General features: G+C 47.1%; 16 protein-coding genes. 12 read left to right on the top strand and 4 right to left on the bottom strand.

Annotated elements, in window-relative coordinates:
* Window positions 1–22 precede the first annotated feature (22 nt).
* Window positions 23–1,180 carry a hypothetical protein gene (locus PBAL39_RS20250; RefSeq protein WP_008245077.1) on the top strand — a complete coding sequence of 386 codons (1,158 nt, stop codon included), beginning with the start codon at window positions 23–25 and terminating at the stop codon, window positions 1,178–1,180.
* Between the two features lie 43 nt (window positions 1,181–1,223).
* Here the strand turns inward: PBAL39_RS20250 and surE are convergent, their stop codons facing one another.
* On the bottom strand, window positions 1,224–1,973 hold the full coding sequence (gene surE / locus PBAL39_RS20245) for a 5'/3'-nucleotidase SurE (protein WP_008245076.1): 750 nt from the start codon (window positions 1,971–1,973) through the stop codon (window positions 1,224–1,226).
* Between the two features lie 77 nt (window positions 1,974–2,050).
* Between surE and PBAL39_RS20240 the strand changes: the two genes are divergently transcribed.
* Entirely contained in the window at window positions 2,051–2,971 is a 921-nt protein-coding gene (locus PBAL39_RS20240) for a diacylglycerol kinase family protein (protein ID WP_008245075.1), read from the top strand.
* Window positions 2,972–3,050: 79 nt separating this feature from the next.
* On the opposite strand, the gene PBAL39_RS20235 is transcribed toward PBAL39_RS20240, so the two are convergent.
* The 3 genes from PBAL39_RS20235 to PBAL39_RS20225 form a co-directional block, all read right to left on the bottom strand.
* Window positions 3,051–3,263, bottom strand: coding sequence for a DUF3606 domain-containing protein (locus tag PBAL39_RS20235; RefSeq protein ID WP_157274137.1), 213 nt, complete (start codon window positions 3,261–3,263; stop codon window positions 3,051–3,053).
* A gap of 61 nt (window positions 3,264–3,324) precedes the next feature.
* On the bottom strand, window positions 3,325–3,564 hold the full coding sequence (locus PBAL39_RS20230) for a hypothetical protein (protein ID WP_008245073.1): 240 nt from the start codon (window positions 3,562–3,564) through the stop codon (window positions 3,325–3,327).
* A 100-nt stretch (window positions 3,565–3,664) separates the two neighbouring features.
* Window positions 3,665–4,129, bottom strand: a complete 465-nt coding sequence (locus PBAL39_RS20225) for an NUDIX domain-containing protein (RefSeq protein ID WP_039867289.1) — start codon at window positions 4,127–4,129, stop codon at window positions 3,665–3,667.
* 187 nt (window positions 4,130–4,316) lie between these two features.
* Here PBAL39_RS20225 and PBAL39_RS20220 point away from each other — a divergent pair, with 187 nt between their 5' ends.
* The 10 genes from PBAL39_RS20220 (at window position 4,317) to PBAL39_RS20175 (ending at window position 16,384) form a co-directional block, all read left to right on the top strand.
* On the top strand, window positions 4,317–4,862 hold the full coding sequence (locus tag PBAL39_RS20220) for a sigma-70 family RNA polymerase sigma factor (protein ID WP_008245070.1): 546 nt from the start codon (window positions 4,317–4,319) through the stop codon (window positions 4,860–4,862).
* Window positions 4,863–4,947: 85 nt separating this feature from the next.
* Entirely contained in the window at window positions 4,948–5,601 is a 654-nt protein-coding gene (locus tag PBAL39_RS20215; protein ID WP_008245069.1) for a hypothetical protein, read from the top strand.
* 14 nt (window positions 5,602–5,615) lie between these two features.
* Window positions 5,616–6,854 (top strand): hypothetical protein, encoded by a 1,239-nt coding sequence (locus PBAL39_RS20210; protein ID WP_008245068.1) that lies wholly within the window; start codon window positions 5,616–5,618, stop codon window positions 6,852–6,854.
* A gap of 79 nt (window positions 6,855–6,933) precedes the next feature.
* Window positions 6,934–9,318 carry a TonB-dependent receptor gene (locus PBAL39_RS20205; RefSeq protein WP_008245067.1) on the top strand — a complete coding sequence of 795 codons (2,385 nt, stop codon included), beginning with the start codon at window positions 6,934–6,936 and terminating at the stop codon, window positions 9,316–9,318.
* A 42-nt stretch (window positions 9,319–9,360) separates the two neighbouring features.
* Window positions 9,361–10,563: a DUF4374 domain-containing protein gene (locus tag PBAL39_RS20200; RefSeq protein WP_157274136.1), complete on the top strand. Its 1,203-nt coding sequence runs from the start codon at window positions 9,361–9,363 to the stop codon at window positions 10,561–10,563.
* An 82-nt stretch (window positions 10,564–10,645) separates the two neighbouring features.
* A complete protein-coding gene (locus PBAL39_RS20195) occupies window positions 10,646–11,761 on the top strand; it encodes a PepSY domain-containing protein (protein WP_008245065.1) in 1,116 nt (371 codons plus the stop codon).
* A 39-nt stretch (window positions 11,762–11,800) separates the two neighbouring features.
* Complete coding sequence (gene mbhE, locus PBAL39_RS20190; protein WP_039867279.1) at window positions 11,801–14,101, top strand: hydrogen gas-evolving membrane-bound hydrogenase subunit E; 2,301 nt, start codon at window positions 11,801–11,803, stop codon at window positions 14,099–14,101.
* A 2-nt stretch (window positions 14,102–14,103) separates the two neighbouring features.
* Entirely contained in the window at window positions 14,104–14,514 is a 411-nt protein-coding gene (locus PBAL39_RS20185) for a Na+/H+ antiporter subunit B (protein WP_008245063.1), read from the top strand.
* Between the two features lie 2 nt (window positions 14,515–14,516).
* On the top strand, window positions 14,517–14,870 hold the full coding sequence (locus tag PBAL39_RS20180) for a Na+/H+ antiporter subunit C (RefSeq protein ID WP_008245061.1): 354 nt from the start codon (window positions 14,517–14,519) through the stop codon (window positions 14,868–14,870).
* On the top strand, window positions 14,867–16,384 hold the full coding sequence (locus PBAL39_RS20175) for a proton-conducting transporter membrane subunit (RefSeq protein ID WP_008245060.1): 1,518 nt from the start codon (window positions 14,867–14,869) through the stop codon (window positions 16,382–16,384). The genes PBAL39_RS20180 and PBAL39_RS20175 overlap by 4 nt, the downstream gene beginning before the upstream one ends.

Below are 16,384 nucleotides of genomic sequence, written 5' to 3'. Positions count from 1 at the left end.
CACCATACCTATTGTTACCATTATGATAGCTCCATTAAAATATAAACCAGTAAACTGGATCGACGGCATGAAACTTTCCAGCGGGCATTTTGTGGCCGCAGATCAGTTCAACCAGGACTTTGTAAGGGATGCCAGCTCTGTGTTTTTAACAGGATACAACTATGGGCTCCTCCCTCCTTTCGCAGGACAACAGTCCTCACACAACATCGAGATCATGGAACGGGCAACCAATCACATTGAAGTACGTGTGAGACATTGCAATGCCATCACTGCTGAAGGATGCAGAATTGATATTTTCAATGATGCCGATATGGAGTCGCAGCTCAGCTACAGCCATTATTTTAACCCGGAGACGACAGACCAATCAAAAACCATGATCTACAATGTGCTGCTGATGGTAAATCCTTTTGGCAGGGTACCTTCAGGCACCCCCGATCCTCAGGACACACCGCCACGTTATCCGGAGATCTCCAAAGCCTACAGCATTGCTATTTTGCCTGCCTCGGAAATTGCACCACGTGCTGCGGACAGCTACCACCTGACAATCGGTCAACTGGTCCAGGAAGGCGGCCGCGTCAGCGTCAACAGCAACTACATTCCTCCAAGCAGCAGCATTGTCAGCCATCCCATACTCATCCGCTACTACGAGCTGTTCAATAAATATTTCAATGACCTTCAGCTGTCTGCTTTCAAGATCATCGACAAAACATCGGGAAAGGACGCCATCACTACGCTGGGTAAAAATATACGCCTGCTGTCCGAGAAGCTGCTGGACTACATCTCCCAGCTGTTTTTCGCTTACAGAAACCTGGGCTTCCAGCAATCGCCCATCTTTATCGCCGGGCAGTGTTCCAATCTTGCCCATGTCTTTTTTACAGGAATAAAGCTGATCGATCCCCGGGAAAGAGAAGAAATGTTAAAATATTTCTATGAATGGAGGGATGTCACCCCTGGAAACTTCGAAGAGCTCCTGGCCAGAAACATTGAACTCGTATACGATCACCAGCAGATCCACATCTCCATGGCCACCATTGATGAATTTCTGAAAGTCATGGTAGCCTTGTGGAATAAATTGAGTACCCTTGAATACATCGGGCAACGAAAAGAAAACATTGTTGTTGCAGAACAGCAAATGGTACAGCAGGTACAGACAAAACGAAGCTGGACCTTGCTGGACTAATCCCATACCGGACAGCCTCTATATAGAGGCTGTCCTATACCAATTACAATTGTTTATTCAGTTCGACAGCGCTGTCCAATTGTTTTTTCAGTTCATCTTCGTTGGTGAGGTCAAGACGCAGTGGCGTGATAGACACAAAATCATGCTCCACAGCCCATCTGTCAGTTCCCTCCTCAGCTTGTTCTAGTGGGGTTACTGTAATCCAATAATGTTTACGTGCCATTGGATCCAGAGCTGGCACTACCTTGCCGTCATACAACCTTACCGACTGCCGTGTCCACCTTAACCCTTTTGGCTGCGGCGGAAAGTTCACATTGTACAAACCCAATTTTTTATTTTCAAAGATGACTTCCAGGGCCTCTTTTACATAGTCTGCAAAAGCATTGAAATCCGGCTCTGTTTTGCCCACGGGTGTGCTCAGTGCTATTCCTGTAATGCCTAGTAATACGGCCTGTTTAGCCGCTGCCAGCGTTCCGGAATGCCACATCGAATTCCCGAGGTTGGGCCCCATATTGATTCCCGAAAGTACCACTTCTGTATCCGGATAGATGTGCAGTCCAAGGGCGACACAGTCGGCAGGCGTACCATTCACCCGGTAAGCCTCCTTTCCATCAAAAGCGATAGGTGATTTTTTCAGCGATAGTGGTCGGGAGTGTGTGATTGCATGTCCCATTGAGGACTGTTCCACGTCAGGTGCTACAATTCTTACCTCTCCAAAAGCGGCTGCTATTTTTGCCAGTGCGGCAATTCCCGGACTGTAAATTCCATCATCATTGGTGATTAATATCTTCATAGGACTTTGAATTAAATGTTTATAAATAAATCATCTGTAATTAAAAACCTTCATAAGCCGACTATTGTTCCAACAATATGAAAAAAGGCGGAAAATTAATCCGGTTGGTCCACAACCCAACAGCAGGTGAAGGCAGGTATACTAAGAAAGAAATCATTTCGTTGATTGAGTCCCATGGCTTCAGATGCGCCTATACTTCTTCCAAACGACGGGGCATCAGGGGTGTCGATCCGGAGACAGAGTTCATCGCTATCGCAGGCGGCGATGGTACGGTAAGAAAGATTATTTTGAAACTGCTTGATAAAAAACTGAAGTATAAAAGACCCATTGCGTTGCTTCCTTTTGGTACCGCCAACAACATTGCCACTGCACTCCACATCAGCAGCAACAACAAAAGCAACATTACCTCATGGAACAACTATCATCTGAAAAAATTTGATGTTGGCCAAGTGGTCGGATTGGAAACCATAGAATTTTTCATTGAGTCTTTCGGCACTGGGCTATTCCCTAAACTAATGTCCACGCTTAAAGCGACAGATACTACAGCTATCGACACGCCCGAAAAAGAATTTAAGCTTGCCCTGGATACGCTGCATGAGCTTTCCATGAATTATGAGGCCACGGCTGCAACGATAGAAATAGATGATCAGGTTTTTGAAGACCGGTTTTTATTGATTGAGGTCATGAACATTTCCAGCGTAGGGCCCCACCTGAAGCTCAGTCCCGATGCCGATCCAGGTGATGGTTATTTTGATGTCGTACTGGTGAGGGAATCCGAACGTGCACTGCTCAGCAGCTATTTTGAGAAACGTAAGACACATGAGCGCATCAAGTTTCCAGTGAAGACCATCCGCACCAAATCCTTAATTATCAACACCTCCTGTCAGGATCTGCATAGTGACGACCAGGTATTGGAGAACACCTCCACAGGCCAAATGCACATTAAAAACCTAGATAGTCTTTTGGAATTTGTGGTCAATAAAAAGTCCGAAGTTTAGGATTCAGCTCCATCAAACCTACAAGCTTTCCCGACGTTTTTTATCAACACAAAAAAATATAAAAGATGGAATCGGTTTCTTAAACTGTTGGCAGATATTCCTGATGAATCTGGTTGCAGCTTTTCAAATAGATAATAATCTGGTCAAGCGCATTACTTCTGGAGGCTCTTACCGCCGTTTTTAATGATTCAGGGCGCACGCCAAGCTTTTCAGCCCAAAAATTAAGTTCTTTTACTTCGGATAGGTCGAGCAAAATAGAGTTCAGGTGATTCATCGTTACAGAATTACTCATATCAGGGAATTTTGAGGTTAACATTCTGTAAACACCTAACTTTCAAAGATGTTTTAAAAAATTACCTTAAAATATTGGAGTATAAACTGGGCACCTCTTCATGTTCTTCTATGGCTGCCCCAATTTGACGGGCATATTCATCATCAATCCAGTCTGTGGTTTCCCATATCGTTCCGTGTTCGGAGGTTTTGTTGACAAGTTGGGCAAGCTTTAAGTTATTGCGGTAGATCAGATACGTTCCATCTTCCTGAGGTCTGACAGTGAGTGTCGCACCTCCAATTTTCACTTCGTATGGGCTCATTTATTCTTTATTTGCGGAAAAACACGCAAAGTCGTCAAATAGTTTTATCAAACCCAGTAATGTTGATAACTTACTGTATATCAACACACACGAAAATCATCTATTTCTTCGGACGTAACAATGCGTCAAGTGCACTCAGCAACGGTCTTTGTTTTTCGAGGATGTGGTTGCATGCCTCCGTCAGATTAAACCAGGCAGCCCTGTCATTCTCCGGAAAAGCCTTGCGCTGTCCCGACTTTGGCGGCCATTCCATCTCAAAGGTATTGCAGGTTAGCGTATCCGGATCAAAATCACCTTCTACTCCCCAACAGTAGACTGCCTTCCCACCAGTTTGCCTGATCGGCGGCAATTCCATGAAATTTCCTGAGGGCCTGAAACCAGTCTCTTCCTCAAATTCACGCACAGCTGTGGCCATCAGCTCCTCCCCGGGCTCAGGCTCGCCCTTAGGAATGGACCAGAAACCCTCATCTTTCCTGACGTAAAATGGACCGCCTGGATGTACCAGCAGGTACTCTAAACCATAATCACTTTTCCGGAACAACAATATACCTGCACTTATTTTCATCAGCTTTTTTTTAACCAATCCGTTTCTTTTCAATCAACACGGATTCATCCCATCAGCAATAAAGCTAAACCCTATGCATACATTAAATTAAAACACGTAATACACAGAAAAGTTACAATTTCGATTATTTGCATTTATAATAATTCTAAATAATAGTATATTTGCAACGAACCAACCTTCCAATACATTGTCAGAAAGCGCATTTAGTACTTCCAAGCAAAGTAAATTCCGAATCGACCGCCGTTCTTTCGAAACGATCTATAACCTCTACTGGGAAAAGGTGTATGCGGTGTGTTACCACAACATCCGTGAAAGCGAGCCTGCCAGGGAAATGGTCCAGGACATCTTCAAGTCGCTATGGGAACGCCGGGAGGAGCTGGAGGTGGAGAAGGTCAGTCATTACCTCATCCGTTCTGCAAAGTTCAAGACTTTTGAATATATCCGCAACAAACAGAGCCGCGAGAAACACATCTGCATTAAAATGCAGGACTGTAGCGGATCCACCAACTGTACAGAAGAACGCGTGTTTTTTAATAACCTGAAAGAAAAAGTGAGCCACCTGGTAGAAGCATTGCCCTGTAAGTGCAAAATGGTGTTCAGGATGAGCCGGGATCAGGGACTTAGCAACAAACAAATTGCCAGTCACCTGCTGATTACTGAGCGCGCAGTAGAGTACCACATTTCAAAAGCAACCAGCATATTGAAAGTAAACCTCTCGGATTACCAAAATTGAATCAATTTTTCCATTTCGTTTCACATGGCTTTTCAGCTATTTTGTTTTAATTTAGACGGCTAATCAAGATTAGTCAAACCGCTGGATGAAGATCAGTAAGGAACTTATAGAAAAATATCACCGGTCAGAATGCACACCTGAAGAAAAAGATGTTGTAGAAGACTGGCTGTTTGCCGACTTTTCTACTGAAGAACTCGTACTTCCCGCAGGAGCATCCAAGCAGCAGCATAAGGAAGAAATGTGGCGCGAGATCGCATCCATCCTTCCCGAAGACACAAAGCAAGAAGAAAACCCCGCTCACTGGCACCTGAGTTTCTGGACTAAGGGATTTGCAGCATCACTGTTACTGGGGCTTATTGGCTTCACCGCCTTTCAGCTGATGTCGACTCCCGGCGCTCCTGCAACAAGACAGCTGTCAGTCAACAATAGCAGCGCCATAGACATCCGGCATGTCAGCTCCAGCGGCTGTAATATTGCCATTGCGCCAAATAGCTATGCCACCATTAACTACCAAACCGGAGACATCAGCCTGTCGGGAAGCATCGTAATCCGTCCAAAGAAAAATATCGCCATCGTCCTGAAGGGTACCACAGAAAAGATGACTCTGAAAGCGGGAGAAACTTATGTAATCTTCAATGACGCTTCCGGAAATGACAAAATCATTGTTATCAATGAAAAACAATTGTCCAACCTTCCCCCGGTTATACAAAAACAAATTACAAATCAGTTCAATATCTAACATCCCCGATCTTTATGCGCTATCCGGCAAAAAAAGCACTGCTTTACCTTCCGTTACTAATCATCGCGGTACTGCTCCTCTCCTGCCAGCCTAAGGATTCGGCCAAAAAAGCAACACCTCAGAAATACAGTATTTACATCCTTGGGAAGGACAATCATGAGTACTTGCTGGAGACCAATGACCTTTCCTCCGGAACGCTATATCCGGAAAAAACAGGCGTGCCCATCAGTGAAGAGCAGATGGACAGGGACATCATCGTCAAAGACGGCTATTATTACCATTTGAATTACAAAACAGCTGCTTTTTCCAAATACACGGTGCAGTCTGACGTGCTCACAGAAACGGACAGCCTCCAGATAAAGAACTTTTCTATTGAGAACTTTTACTGGATCTCAAAAGACACCTTATTACTGACGGGGCTGAACTACAATAAGTACAACCGTGTGAGATATGCCCTGGTGAATGTCAGTACGATGAAACTGATCGCCTCCGGGGACACTGAAATTGCCGTTCCCGATGGAAAATTTTCATCTATGTCGATCGGACTTACAGAGCGGCGCGGTGGCCAGCTCCTGATTGCCTACACTTATCATGAGGAACTCAGCCCATCAAGTTACACCACCTGCGACACCACTTTTCTAAGTACCCTGAGCTATCCGGAAATGCGGCTGCTGAATACCTCAAAAGAACTGCGATCCACCTACCCCGGAGGTACCAACGCCATCCAATCCTATACTTTCCATGATGAAAAGAAAGACTTTTACTTCATGACCTGCCCTGGGATAGCATTAGGCAACCGCCCGGACCTCCCAACAGCCATTTTCAAAATCAAGGCCGATGAAAATAAGATAGACCCGGATTATTTCTTCAACATCTCCGCATCAGAAATACAAAACCATGCTTACGGAATGTGGTACCTCGGCAACGGAAAAGCCATCATCAGGGGAGAAAGAAAAGACTTATATAAAGGCATCAGTGACCACCACAGCACCGCCCATTTCGAATTCTATCTCCTTGATATCAAAAAGAAAACCGTTCTTAAAAAGCTGGACCTTCCACTGGATAAGGGAACAAGACGGGAATGTGTACTCGTGGAAAACGACGTCGCCTACATCTCTGTCAATTCACCTAAAGAGGGGAACGATATCTGGATGTACGATCTTAAAAACGAATCCTTGAAAAAAGGACTTCATTTGAGCGGTAACACCGATTTCATCATGCGTATCGACAAGCTCCATGAAGACTCTAATTAAAATTTAACACTTTTTTTGCTTGGCACCTTCGGGATGTGCGTAGTTGTGCTACTAGTAGGGTAAATACAAGCTTAAAACAATGTTATATCGCAGAACTCTACTCTTACTACTACTCAGCACTTTATTCTTCAGCACTTTTGCTCAGAATAACGCTACCATCTCCGGACAGGTAAAAGATGGTACCGAAACCATTATTGGTGCCACGGTCACTATAAAAGGAACCAAAAATGGCGTAATCACCGATATCAGTGGTCGCTATGAAATTAAAGGAATAACCCCTGGAACCTATACGGTTATAGTTTCCTATATCGGTTACCTGAAATCTTCCCAGTCTGTCACACTCAGCGCCGGACAGCAGAAAACACTAAACTTCTCCTTAAGCAAAGACCCACAGCAACTGGACAACGTCTCCATAGATGGTAAAACCAAAAATCAGGAAGTCAAAGAATCGGGCTTTGCGGTAAATGCCATTGAGACGAAAAAGTTTGCCAATACTACGGCAGACCTGAACCAGATCCTCAACAGGAGCACGGGCGTCAGGATCCGGGAACAGGGTGGACTAGGCTCAGACTTCAAATTCTCCATCAACGGACTTTCTGGCAAACAGGTAAAATTCTTTATCGATGGCATCCCTATTGAAGTGATGGGCAGCGCCATGTCGCTGAACAATATCCCTGTAAACCTCGCTGAGCGCCTGGAAGTCTACAAGGGAGTAGTTCCTGTAACGCTTGGTGCCGATGCCATGGGCGGTGCGGTCAATGTAATCACCAATCAGAAGGTCAGCAACTACCTCGACCTGAGCCATAGCTATGGTTCCTTCAGCACCAACCGCTCCGCATTAACGGGGCAGTTTGTAGATCAAAAAACAGGGCTTATCTTTAAAGGTAGCGGCTTCTTTAACTCCTCAGCCAACAACTATAAAATGAAGGATGTAGAAATCCTGCAGGGTGGAGTAAGGGATGGCGACCAGATTGTAGATCTGAACGGGGCGGAATTTGTCAGTACCGATATCAGGCGCTTCCACGACAATTACATGTCTGCAAGTGGACAGGCAGAAATTGGCGTTGTCAACAAAAAATGGGCGGATGTCCTGTTCATCGGCGGCGGCTACAACGAAAGTACGCAGGATCTGCAAACCGGTTTTGAGCAGAAAATCGTATACGGAAAAGTCCGTAAGACCAGCAGCTCTGCTAATGGGACCATCCGTTATAAAAAGAATGACATCTTCACGGAAGGCCTCAATCTGAGCGCCTTTGCATCGAGAACAAAAGACGAATCCAAAACCACAGATACCCTTTTACGCCAGTACTACTGGGATGGTACCTGGACAGTTAAAAGCTCCCCAGAGATGGGCTCCCTCAAACAAATAAACAACATTGCAAGGCCCCGGACTTATGCTATGGCCAACATGAGTTATCTGATCAACAACGAACACTCGCTGAACCTTAACTATACTTTTGATCACCTGAAAAATAAAAATTACAACCAGTATTTCGCCAGCAGGGACTCAATGCCGGGACTGATGAAAAAACAAATCGTCGGCCTCGCCTATCAGCAAAACCTGCTTGATCAGCGTTTGTCCAATACTGTATTTGCCAAATATTATCGGCTCGGCCTGGAACGCCCCAAATTAATCAGCGGCAGCTATTCGCTGCTCGATACGACCTTCAGCAATTGGGGCTATGGTGTTGCCTCAAGATATAAGGTAACCCAAAACTTCGGGCTGAAAGCATCTTACGAACATGCATACCGCCTTCAGGAAGCAGAAGAGATGTTTGGTGATGGCCTTAATCTGCAACCCAACCCGGACCTGAAACCTGAACGCAGCGACAACATTAATATCGGTGCATATTATTCGTTCAGACTGGACAGACACAGCTTTTTCATTGAGGCTTCCGGGTTTTACAGAAATGCAAAAGACTTCATCTACCCTGTTCCTGATCTGCGCTCACAACTGTTGAAAAATGAGAACAAGTCAGACGTACTCATCACAGGTTTTGAGTCTGAACTGCGATATGCGTACAGCGAGCTGCTCTCCCTCAACCTAAACCTCACTTACCAGAATGCAGTAAACAAAACCAAAACAGGCTCAACAGAATCCATGGTACCTGAATATACCTACAATAATAAAATCCCCAACCAGCCATTCCTGTTCGGAAATGCAGACTTTGGCATCGGCAAAGACAACCTGCTGGGAAAAGATACAAGACTGCAGTTCAACTGGTTTACGCAATATATCAACTGGTTCTACCTGACCTGGGAAAATGCAGGAAACCCAAATGGCAAGTCCGACATCCCAACGCAGTTTATCCACAATGCTTCGCTGAGTTACTCAATGGAAAAAGGCAAATACAACCTATCCCTGGAGTGCCGGAATCTTACAGACAACTTGTCCTACGACAATTTCAAGCTACAGAAGCCAAGCCGGTCCTTTTCCGTTAAATTCAGATACTTCATTCAGTAATCAGCTACCCTATTTTACAAACCATATCATTTAAACATGACCATGAATAAATTATTTCAACACACCACCAGATTCCTGACCATCATTTTGACAATTGCACTGATCAGCGGATGTGAAAAAAGAAACAGCGGGCAGTTCGAAGATGGCACAAAATATTCGGCGGTCCTTTGTGTCGGCTCCTGGCCAAATACAGCCTATTACATCGCGGGCATCCCCTCCCTCACAGAAGGAGTAGTCAGCATCAAAGGAAACGGTGCAGAGATGACCGGAAAAGTTTATGCTCAGGATGTCATCCAGAGAAACGGCTTTTACTACCATGCGAATTTCGGAAGCGGACGCCTCGGCAAATATCATGTGGAAAATGGCGCCCTCATCACAGATAAGGAAATCCCTTTCACCTGGTTGAACTGGAGTTCTTATACTTGGATTGATGACGAAACACTTGTCATCTTTGGCGACGGCAACAATGAAGCTCGTTATGCCATTCTTAAAGTAGATAAAATGACTATAAAGACAGGCAAACTTGACTTAAACACCATTCCTACCGGATTCAACACCTACAACATCGGCTTTGCGCAATACAGGGACAATAAAATCTTCCTGGGTTACGGATTTGGATCAAATGACTTTTCAAACTACCCGAACATGCCGGTCAGCAAGAAAGCAATGGTAGCCGTAATCGATTATACCAACATGACGGTAGAAAAATCTCTTGAGGATTCACGCACCACAAGTATGGGCGGGCCAACAGTATATGCACCGACATCTTTCGTCGACGAGAACAACGACCTTTATTTTGTGAGCGATCCTCCAAATATGTACGACGCCCAAAGTCCATCCTACATCTACCGCATCAAAAGCGGCAGCACAGAGCTGGACCCAACCTACGCCTTCAACTATTCAGCGGCATCAGGAAATGATAAGGCACCGGCAATGTGGTACATCGGCAACGGCAAGGCCATTGTCAGATCGAGAGTAAGCGGGTTGTCTATTGATGCGGACCATTCATTCACTCTGATTGACGCAAGAAATGGCACTTTCATCAAAAAACTGAATCTTCCTGTTGACAAAGGGGAACGCATGGTTAATGCGGTAATTGTAGAGGATGGCAAGGCCTTCATCTCTGTCAATGCGGCCGACCGCGATTACGTATGGCAATATGACCCTACAACAGATCAACTGACGAAAGGTGTCGAATTTATTGGTGGCATCGACTATATCCTCAGGATTGAGAAGTTAAGATAATCTCACAGCTGAGACCAGGGGCCTAAAACTGGTCTCAGCTTTCATTTCGCTTCCCCGCCGTACCATTTAAAACACCACATCAATGACATTAAAGAAACTAAACGCATGGCTGCACCTATGGCTCGGGCTTTTCTCCGGCATCGTGATTGTCATCGTTGGCCTTACAGGAGCGCTTCTGGTTTTCGAGCAGGAAATCAAAGGTCTCATCTATCCTTTCCTTCACGCTGAAAAGCCTGCAGGAAAATCTTTTTTGCCACCTTCCGTACTGGCATCTGCCGTAGAGCAAAAACTCCCCGGCAAAAAGGTCAGCTCCATCTGGTACCACGGCGAAGGTCATACCGCACATGTCACCATCAATGCTGATTCTACGGTTTACATCAATCCTTATACCGCTGAGGTAATCGCCATGGCCGATGATGAAGACTTCTTCCACATCATGCTGGAAGGACATACACACCTCTGGCTCCCGGTGAAAGTCGGACAGCAGATCGTCAGCTGGTCGACCCTCATATTCCTGATATTGCTCGTCACCGGCCTGGTCTTATGGTGGCCAAAAAAATGGAATAAAAAAGGCAAGGAACAAAGTTTCAAAATCAAATGGAAGGCAAAATTCAAACGTGTCAATTACGACCTTCATAATGTCCTGGGCTTCTATTCACTGATCGTTGCCCTTGTCCTGACCCTAACCGGACTCATCATGGGCTTCGCCTGGTTTTCCAAAGGGGTGTTCTGGCTTGCAGGTGAAACCACATCCAAACCGAGGATTGAAGCACTTTCAGACACCAGCTCCAACCCCAGGCTCGTAGAACGCATCCAGGTAGACCGCGCATGGAAACTGGGAATGACTACCATTGGAGAACACCTTACGGATCAGATCATCACGGCCTTCCCTGAAAAAGCATCAGACCCCATTTACCTCTGTGTAGACATGTACCGCGGTACCTGGCGCGACGTTTACCTGGACCAGCACACACTGAAAGAGCTCCCTGCGTCCGGTATCAGATTGCGCGATGCGAAGCTCGCCAACTGGATCCAACGTTCCAACTATGGCCTACATGTAGGGGAAATAGGTGGCATCACGACCAAAATCATCTATTTCCTGGCCAGCACCATCGCTGCCAGCCTTCCCATTACCGGCTTCTATATCTGGTGGGGAAAGCAGCGTAAATCATCAAAACGCAGGCGCGCTTCGCATTAAAGGAAACAATTAGACCAATAATCCTGTTATCTTACATCTATGGTTATAGCTGTACTATCAGGATTATTGGTTTCTTTATTATTGCTGCTGCTGGATTTTAACAAAAGATGGCCGGCGTTCCTGGTGTCCTTATATCCCGCAACACTCACGATATACTTCCTGAGTTACCTGCCTGGGATCCTGTATGGAGAGACGCTCAATGTCAGCCAGCCATGGATCCCTTCCCTCCAGACCAACCTGGACTTCCGCCTTGATGGGCTTTCGATGCTATTCACGCTTTTGATCACCGGAATTGGAACGCTCATCTGCCTTTATGCCGCGGCATATATGAGGGCAGATCCAAAGCTGCGCAGCTTCTACGCCTACCTTTGTGTATTCATCACCGCCATGCTTGGCCTGGTGCTCTCTGATAACCTCATCCTGTTGTTCATCTTCTGGGAGCTGACCAGCATCAGCTCTTTTTTCCTCATCGGCTTTAAGTATGAAGATCCGGCCTCCAGAAAAAGTGCACTCATTGCACTGGCCGTTACCGGTGGGGGTGGCTTTATGCTGCTGTCCGGATTCCTTCTCATTGGGAGCATGGGACAACACTACTCCATCCAGCACCTGCTCAGCTATCCTCCTATCCTGACGAATGACAGCTTATACCCCCTGATCCTCGTTTTCATTTTTGCGGGCGCCTTCAGCAAGTCCGCACAGTTCCCCCTGCACTTCTGGCTGCCAGGGGCGATGAAAGCGCCAAGCCCGGTATCGGCTTACCTGCACTCTGCAACGATGGTTAAGGCAGGTGTGTACCTGCTGGCCCGGCTTAGTCCCCTGCTGGGCAACCAGCCTTACTGGAACTATACCCTGATGACTGTTGGTGGTTTTACCATGTTATATGCGGCCTTTCATGCCCTTTTCCGTACAGACCTCAAAGCCATACTCGCCTACTCCACCCTCTCTGCCCTGGGCATGATGTTTTTCCTACTCGGAATTGGTACAGAACTCGCCCTGCTGAGCCTTGTCACCTTTATTGTCGTCCATGCCCTCTATAAAGCTGCAATGTTCCTGATCACAGGGGTGATTGATCATGAAACGAAAACACGCGACATCACCAAACTGGGGGGCCTCCGCAAAGTGCTGCTACCGCTCGCCATTGCCGGAGTGCTGGCAGCCCTCTCCAGTGCAGGCATACCCTTTACTTTTGGTTTCATTGGCAAAGAGCTGATTTATGAAACCAGCCTCGCTGCCTTGCCCTTTGCCTTCCTGCTGACTGCCGCGGTACTGGTCGCCAACATCCTGCTTGGATATGCAGGTTTTATCTCCGGCATCAGGCCCTTTTTCGGCGAACTGTCTGCTGAACATCGGGAAGTCAAAACGCCCTCCTTCTGGATGTGGGCACCTCCACTGTTGCTTGCCTTTGCAGGGATCCTTTTTGGTGCCTTCCCTGTACTTAGCCAGGACCTCCTACATCAGGCCGCCAACAGCATTGGTGCTTCAACACCCTTACCTCCGTTAAAACTATGGCATGGCTTCAGTCCGGTACTCTTACTCAGTGTCTTTACCATCCTTGCCGCCACGGCGATGTACTTATTCCTCAAGCCCAGCACCAGTCGCCTGCAATGGGTCAGCCGGTTTGAAAACTATTCGCCAAAAGCAATCATCAGCGGGGTGGCCGCAAAAGGAAAACAGGCGGCAGCGAGCTATACTCATACTTTGCAAAATGGGTACCTCAGGATTTACGTCATGATCATCATGCTATTTCTGATTGCCCTGATCTGCTGCAGGATCTTTGACCACCTTCATTTCGACATCGACATTGCGGCATTAACCCCAATTGGAATCTACGAAGTTGTCGTCACTGCGTTAATCATCGTCGCCATTGGTATGATCCTCTTTACGCATTCCAGACTGGCCTCCATTATCGCCATGAGCATTGTCGGTTATGGCCTTTGTCTCATTTTTGTATTCTATGGTGCACCGGATCTGGCGATGACGCAGTTTACCATCGACACCCTTACCGTGGTGCTCTTCATGATCGTGCTGCTGCGCCTGCCCGCCTTTCTCAACCTGTCCAACCTGCGCATCAAAATCCGCGACGGGCTCATCTCTGCGGCATTTGGACTACTCATTTCCGTGATCGCCTTGATGGTCCTTCAGGAGCCCACCAACAAAGAAATCAGCCGCTTTTATGCCGATAATGCTTATCCGCTTGCAAAGGGCAAAAATGTGGTCAACGTGATTTTGGTCGACTTCCGTGGATCTGATACTATGGTGGAAATCACTGTGCTGACCATCGCCGCAATTGGTGTCTACAGCATGCTTAAACTAAAAATGAACCCCTCAGAAAAAGAATAACTATGAATTCAATCATACTCAGAACTGCCTCCGCTTACCTGCTGCCCCTACTGCTGCTCTTTTCCATTTTCATCCTGCTGCGCGGTCATTACGAACCTGGAGGTGGTTTTGTAGGCGGCCTTACCGCCGCGATCGCTTTTGTGCTGCACCTGATCGCTAATGGCCTGCAGAAAACACGGTCGCTCCTACGTTATCATCCCGGTGTTTTCATTCCTACGGGATTGCTGCTTTCCTTCGCCAGTGGTGTTGCACCGATGTTTGTCGGCCGTCCTTTCATGACCGGCCTCTGGCTGTCGGAGCCCATCCCCGTGTTGGGCACCATCGGCTCCTCGCTCTTCTTCGACGTCGGCGTATACCTGGTCGTCCTGGGGGTCACACTAACCATTTTGTTCACCATTGTTGAAAACACTTAAGAATGGAACTGCTACTCGTCATCCTGATCGGCGTATTATACGCCTCTGGCCTGTATATGATGCTGCGCAGAAGTATGGTCAAGCTGCTCATCGGGCTCATCCTGATTGGCAATGGTGCCAATCTGCTCATCTTTTTGCTGGGCGACCTGAGCAAGGGCAAACCTCCGGTAATTGATGTGGCCCTCACGGCTTTTCAAAATGCGTATGCAGACCCAGTACCACAATCGCTGATCCTTACAGCCATTGTCATCAGCTTCGGCCTGCAATCCTTTGCGGTCGTCCTGCTGAAACGTGTATATATGATTACTGATACAGATGATCTGGATCAGCTGAACTCAGACGACCAGGACATATGACAGACCACTACCTCATCTCGCCGATTCTGACACACCTTTTCAGCGTCATCCTCCTGCTCTTCTGCTGGAAAAAAGTACGCCTGCAAAAAGTCATCAGCATCAGCTCCAATGCAGTCATCATGATGATCGCCGTTTTTCTGTGGATGAAAGTCTGGAACCAGGGCATCCTCAGCATGCAGGGCGGCGACTGGCAGGCTCCTTACGGCATCACCTTCGTTGCAGACACCTTCAGTGCAACCATGATTCTCCTCACGGCGGTTGCCGGATTTGCGGTAGCCACATTCTCGGCCGCCGGAATCAGCAAACAAAGGATACAGCACGGCTATTTTCCCATCATGCACCTGCTATTGATGGGCCTTAACGGTGCTTTTTTCGCCGGCGACATCTTCAACCTGTATGTTTGGTTTGAGGTGATCATCATCGCCTCTTTTGTGCTGATGACCCTGGGCGGCAAGAAACCCCAGATGGAGGGTGCTATTAACTATGTCACCATGAACCTGCTGGCTTCAGTCATCTTTCTTACCGCCATTGCACTATTATATGGACTCACAGGAACCTTGAACATGGCCGATCTGTCGCTAAAGGTAGCCCTTGTCCAAAACCGCAGCATGGTCAATGTCACTGCTCTTCTCTTTTTCGTCGGCTTCGGCATTAAGTCTGCCGTTTTTCCGCTATATTTCTGGCTGCCATCGTCCTACAATACACCACCATCGGCTATTGCCGCACTCTTCGGGGGCTTGCTGACTAAAGTGGGAATTTATGCGCTGATCAGGATGTTTACCCTCATTTTCCCTCCTGATGAATTCCTTCATTACCTGTTCCTGTTTGTGGCGATTGCCACCCTGCTTACCGGCGCCGCTGGAGCACTCATCAAAAGGGATTTCAGAAAAATGCTTTCCTACCTCATCATCTGCCACATTGGCTATATGGTGGCCGGACTTGGGCTATTCACGAAGTCGGGAATGAATGGGGCCTTGTTTTACCTGTTTCAGGATATCGTAGTCAAGACCAACCTTTTTCTGATTGCCGGCGTCATCTTCAAAATGATGGGTACCATGAACATGGACCGACTCGGCGGACTCGCCAAGAGCCATCCGAGGTTATCGGCATTAATGGCCATCGCCTTTTTTACCCTGATCGGCATCCCTCCCATGTCCGGCTTCTGGCCCAAGATCAGCCTCATCCGCGAGAGTTTTACCACCGACTCCTACCTGCTGCTAGCGGCACTCATCATTGCCAGCTTCCTCACCATGTATGTGATGATGAAAATGTGGACCGATATCTTCTGGAAGGCGCAGACGCAGGAAATACCCCAGGGCAAAAATAGCTTTGATGAGCTTCGTCCGCACCACCGGCAGCTGCTGATCATCCCCATCGCTTTCCTCTGTCTGCTGAGCCTTGCCCTTGCCTTCGGTGCCGAGCAGGTCGCACAGGTCAGTAACCGCATCACCACAGAGTTGATGGAACCTCAGGGATATATTGACGCCATACTGAAACCAAATTCCAAACCCTAA

Origin of the sequence: Pedobacter sp. BAL39, from assembly GCF_000170795.1 — a bacterium.
In the GTDB taxonomy this organism is placed as follows: domain Bacteria; phylum Bacteroidota; class Bacteroidia; order Sphingobacteriales; family Sphingobacteriaceae; genus Pedobacter.
The sequence above is the reverse complement of the archived record's forward strand: the minus strand, read 5'-3'. Positions and strand labels throughout refer to the sequence as shown.

Coding starts and splice junctions, on each gene's coding strand:
- PBAL39_RS20180 (WP_008245061.1), top strand. CDS start 14,517: ATGGAACTGCTACTCGTCATCCTGATCGGCGTATTATACGCCTCTGGC.
- PBAL39_RS20175 (WP_008245060.1), top strand. CDS start 14,867: ATGACAGACCACTACCTCATCTCGCCGATTCTGACACACCTTTTCAGC.
- PBAL39_RS20205 (WP_008245067.1), top strand. CDS start 6,934: ATGTTATATCGCAGAACTCTACTCTTACTACTACTCAGCACTTTATTC.
- PBAL39_RS20185 (WP_008245063.1), top strand. CDS start 14,104: ATGAATTCAATCATACTCAGAACTGCCTCCGCTTACCTGCTGCCCCTA.
- PBAL39_RS20225 (WP_039867289.1), bottom strand. CDS start 4,129: ATGAAAATAAGTGCAGGTATATTGTTGTTCCGGAAAAGTGATTATGGT.
- mbhE (WP_039867279.1), top strand. CDS start 11,801: ATGGTTATAGCTGTACTATCAGGATTATTGGTTTCTTTATTATTGCTG.
- PBAL39_RS20210 (WP_008245068.1), top strand. CDS start 5,616: ATGCGCTATCCGGCAAAAAAAGCACTGCTTTACCTTCCGTTACTAATC.
- PBAL39_RS20195 (WP_008245065.1), top strand. CDS start 10,646: ATGACATTAAAGAAACTAAACGCATGGCTGCACCTATGGCTCGGGCTT.
- PBAL39_RS20215 (WP_008245069.1), top strand. CDS start 4,948: ATGAAGATCAGTAAGGAACTTATAGAAAAATATCACCGGTCAGAATGC.
- PBAL39_RS20230 (WP_008245073.1), bottom strand. CDS start 3,564: ATGAGCCCATACGAAGTGAAAATTGGAGGTGCGACACTCACTGTCAGA.
- PBAL39_RS20250 (WP_008245077.1), top strand. CDS start 23: ATGATAGCTCCATTAAAATATAAACCAGTAAACTGGATCGACGGCATG.
- PBAL39_RS20240 (WP_008245075.1), top strand. CDS start 2,051: ATGAAAAAAGGCGGAAAATTAATCCGGTTGGTCCACAACCCAACAGCA.
- PBAL39_RS20200 (WP_157274136.1), top strand. CDS start 9,361: ATGAATAAATTATTTCAACACACCACCAGATTCCTGACCATCATTTTG.
- PBAL39_RS20235 (WP_157274137.1), bottom strand. CDS start 3,263: ATGAGTAATTCTGTAACGATGAATCACCTGAACTCTATTTTGCTCGAC.
- surE (WP_008245076.1), bottom strand. CDS start 1,973: ATGAAGATATTAATCACCAATGATGATGGAATTTACAGTCCGGGAATT.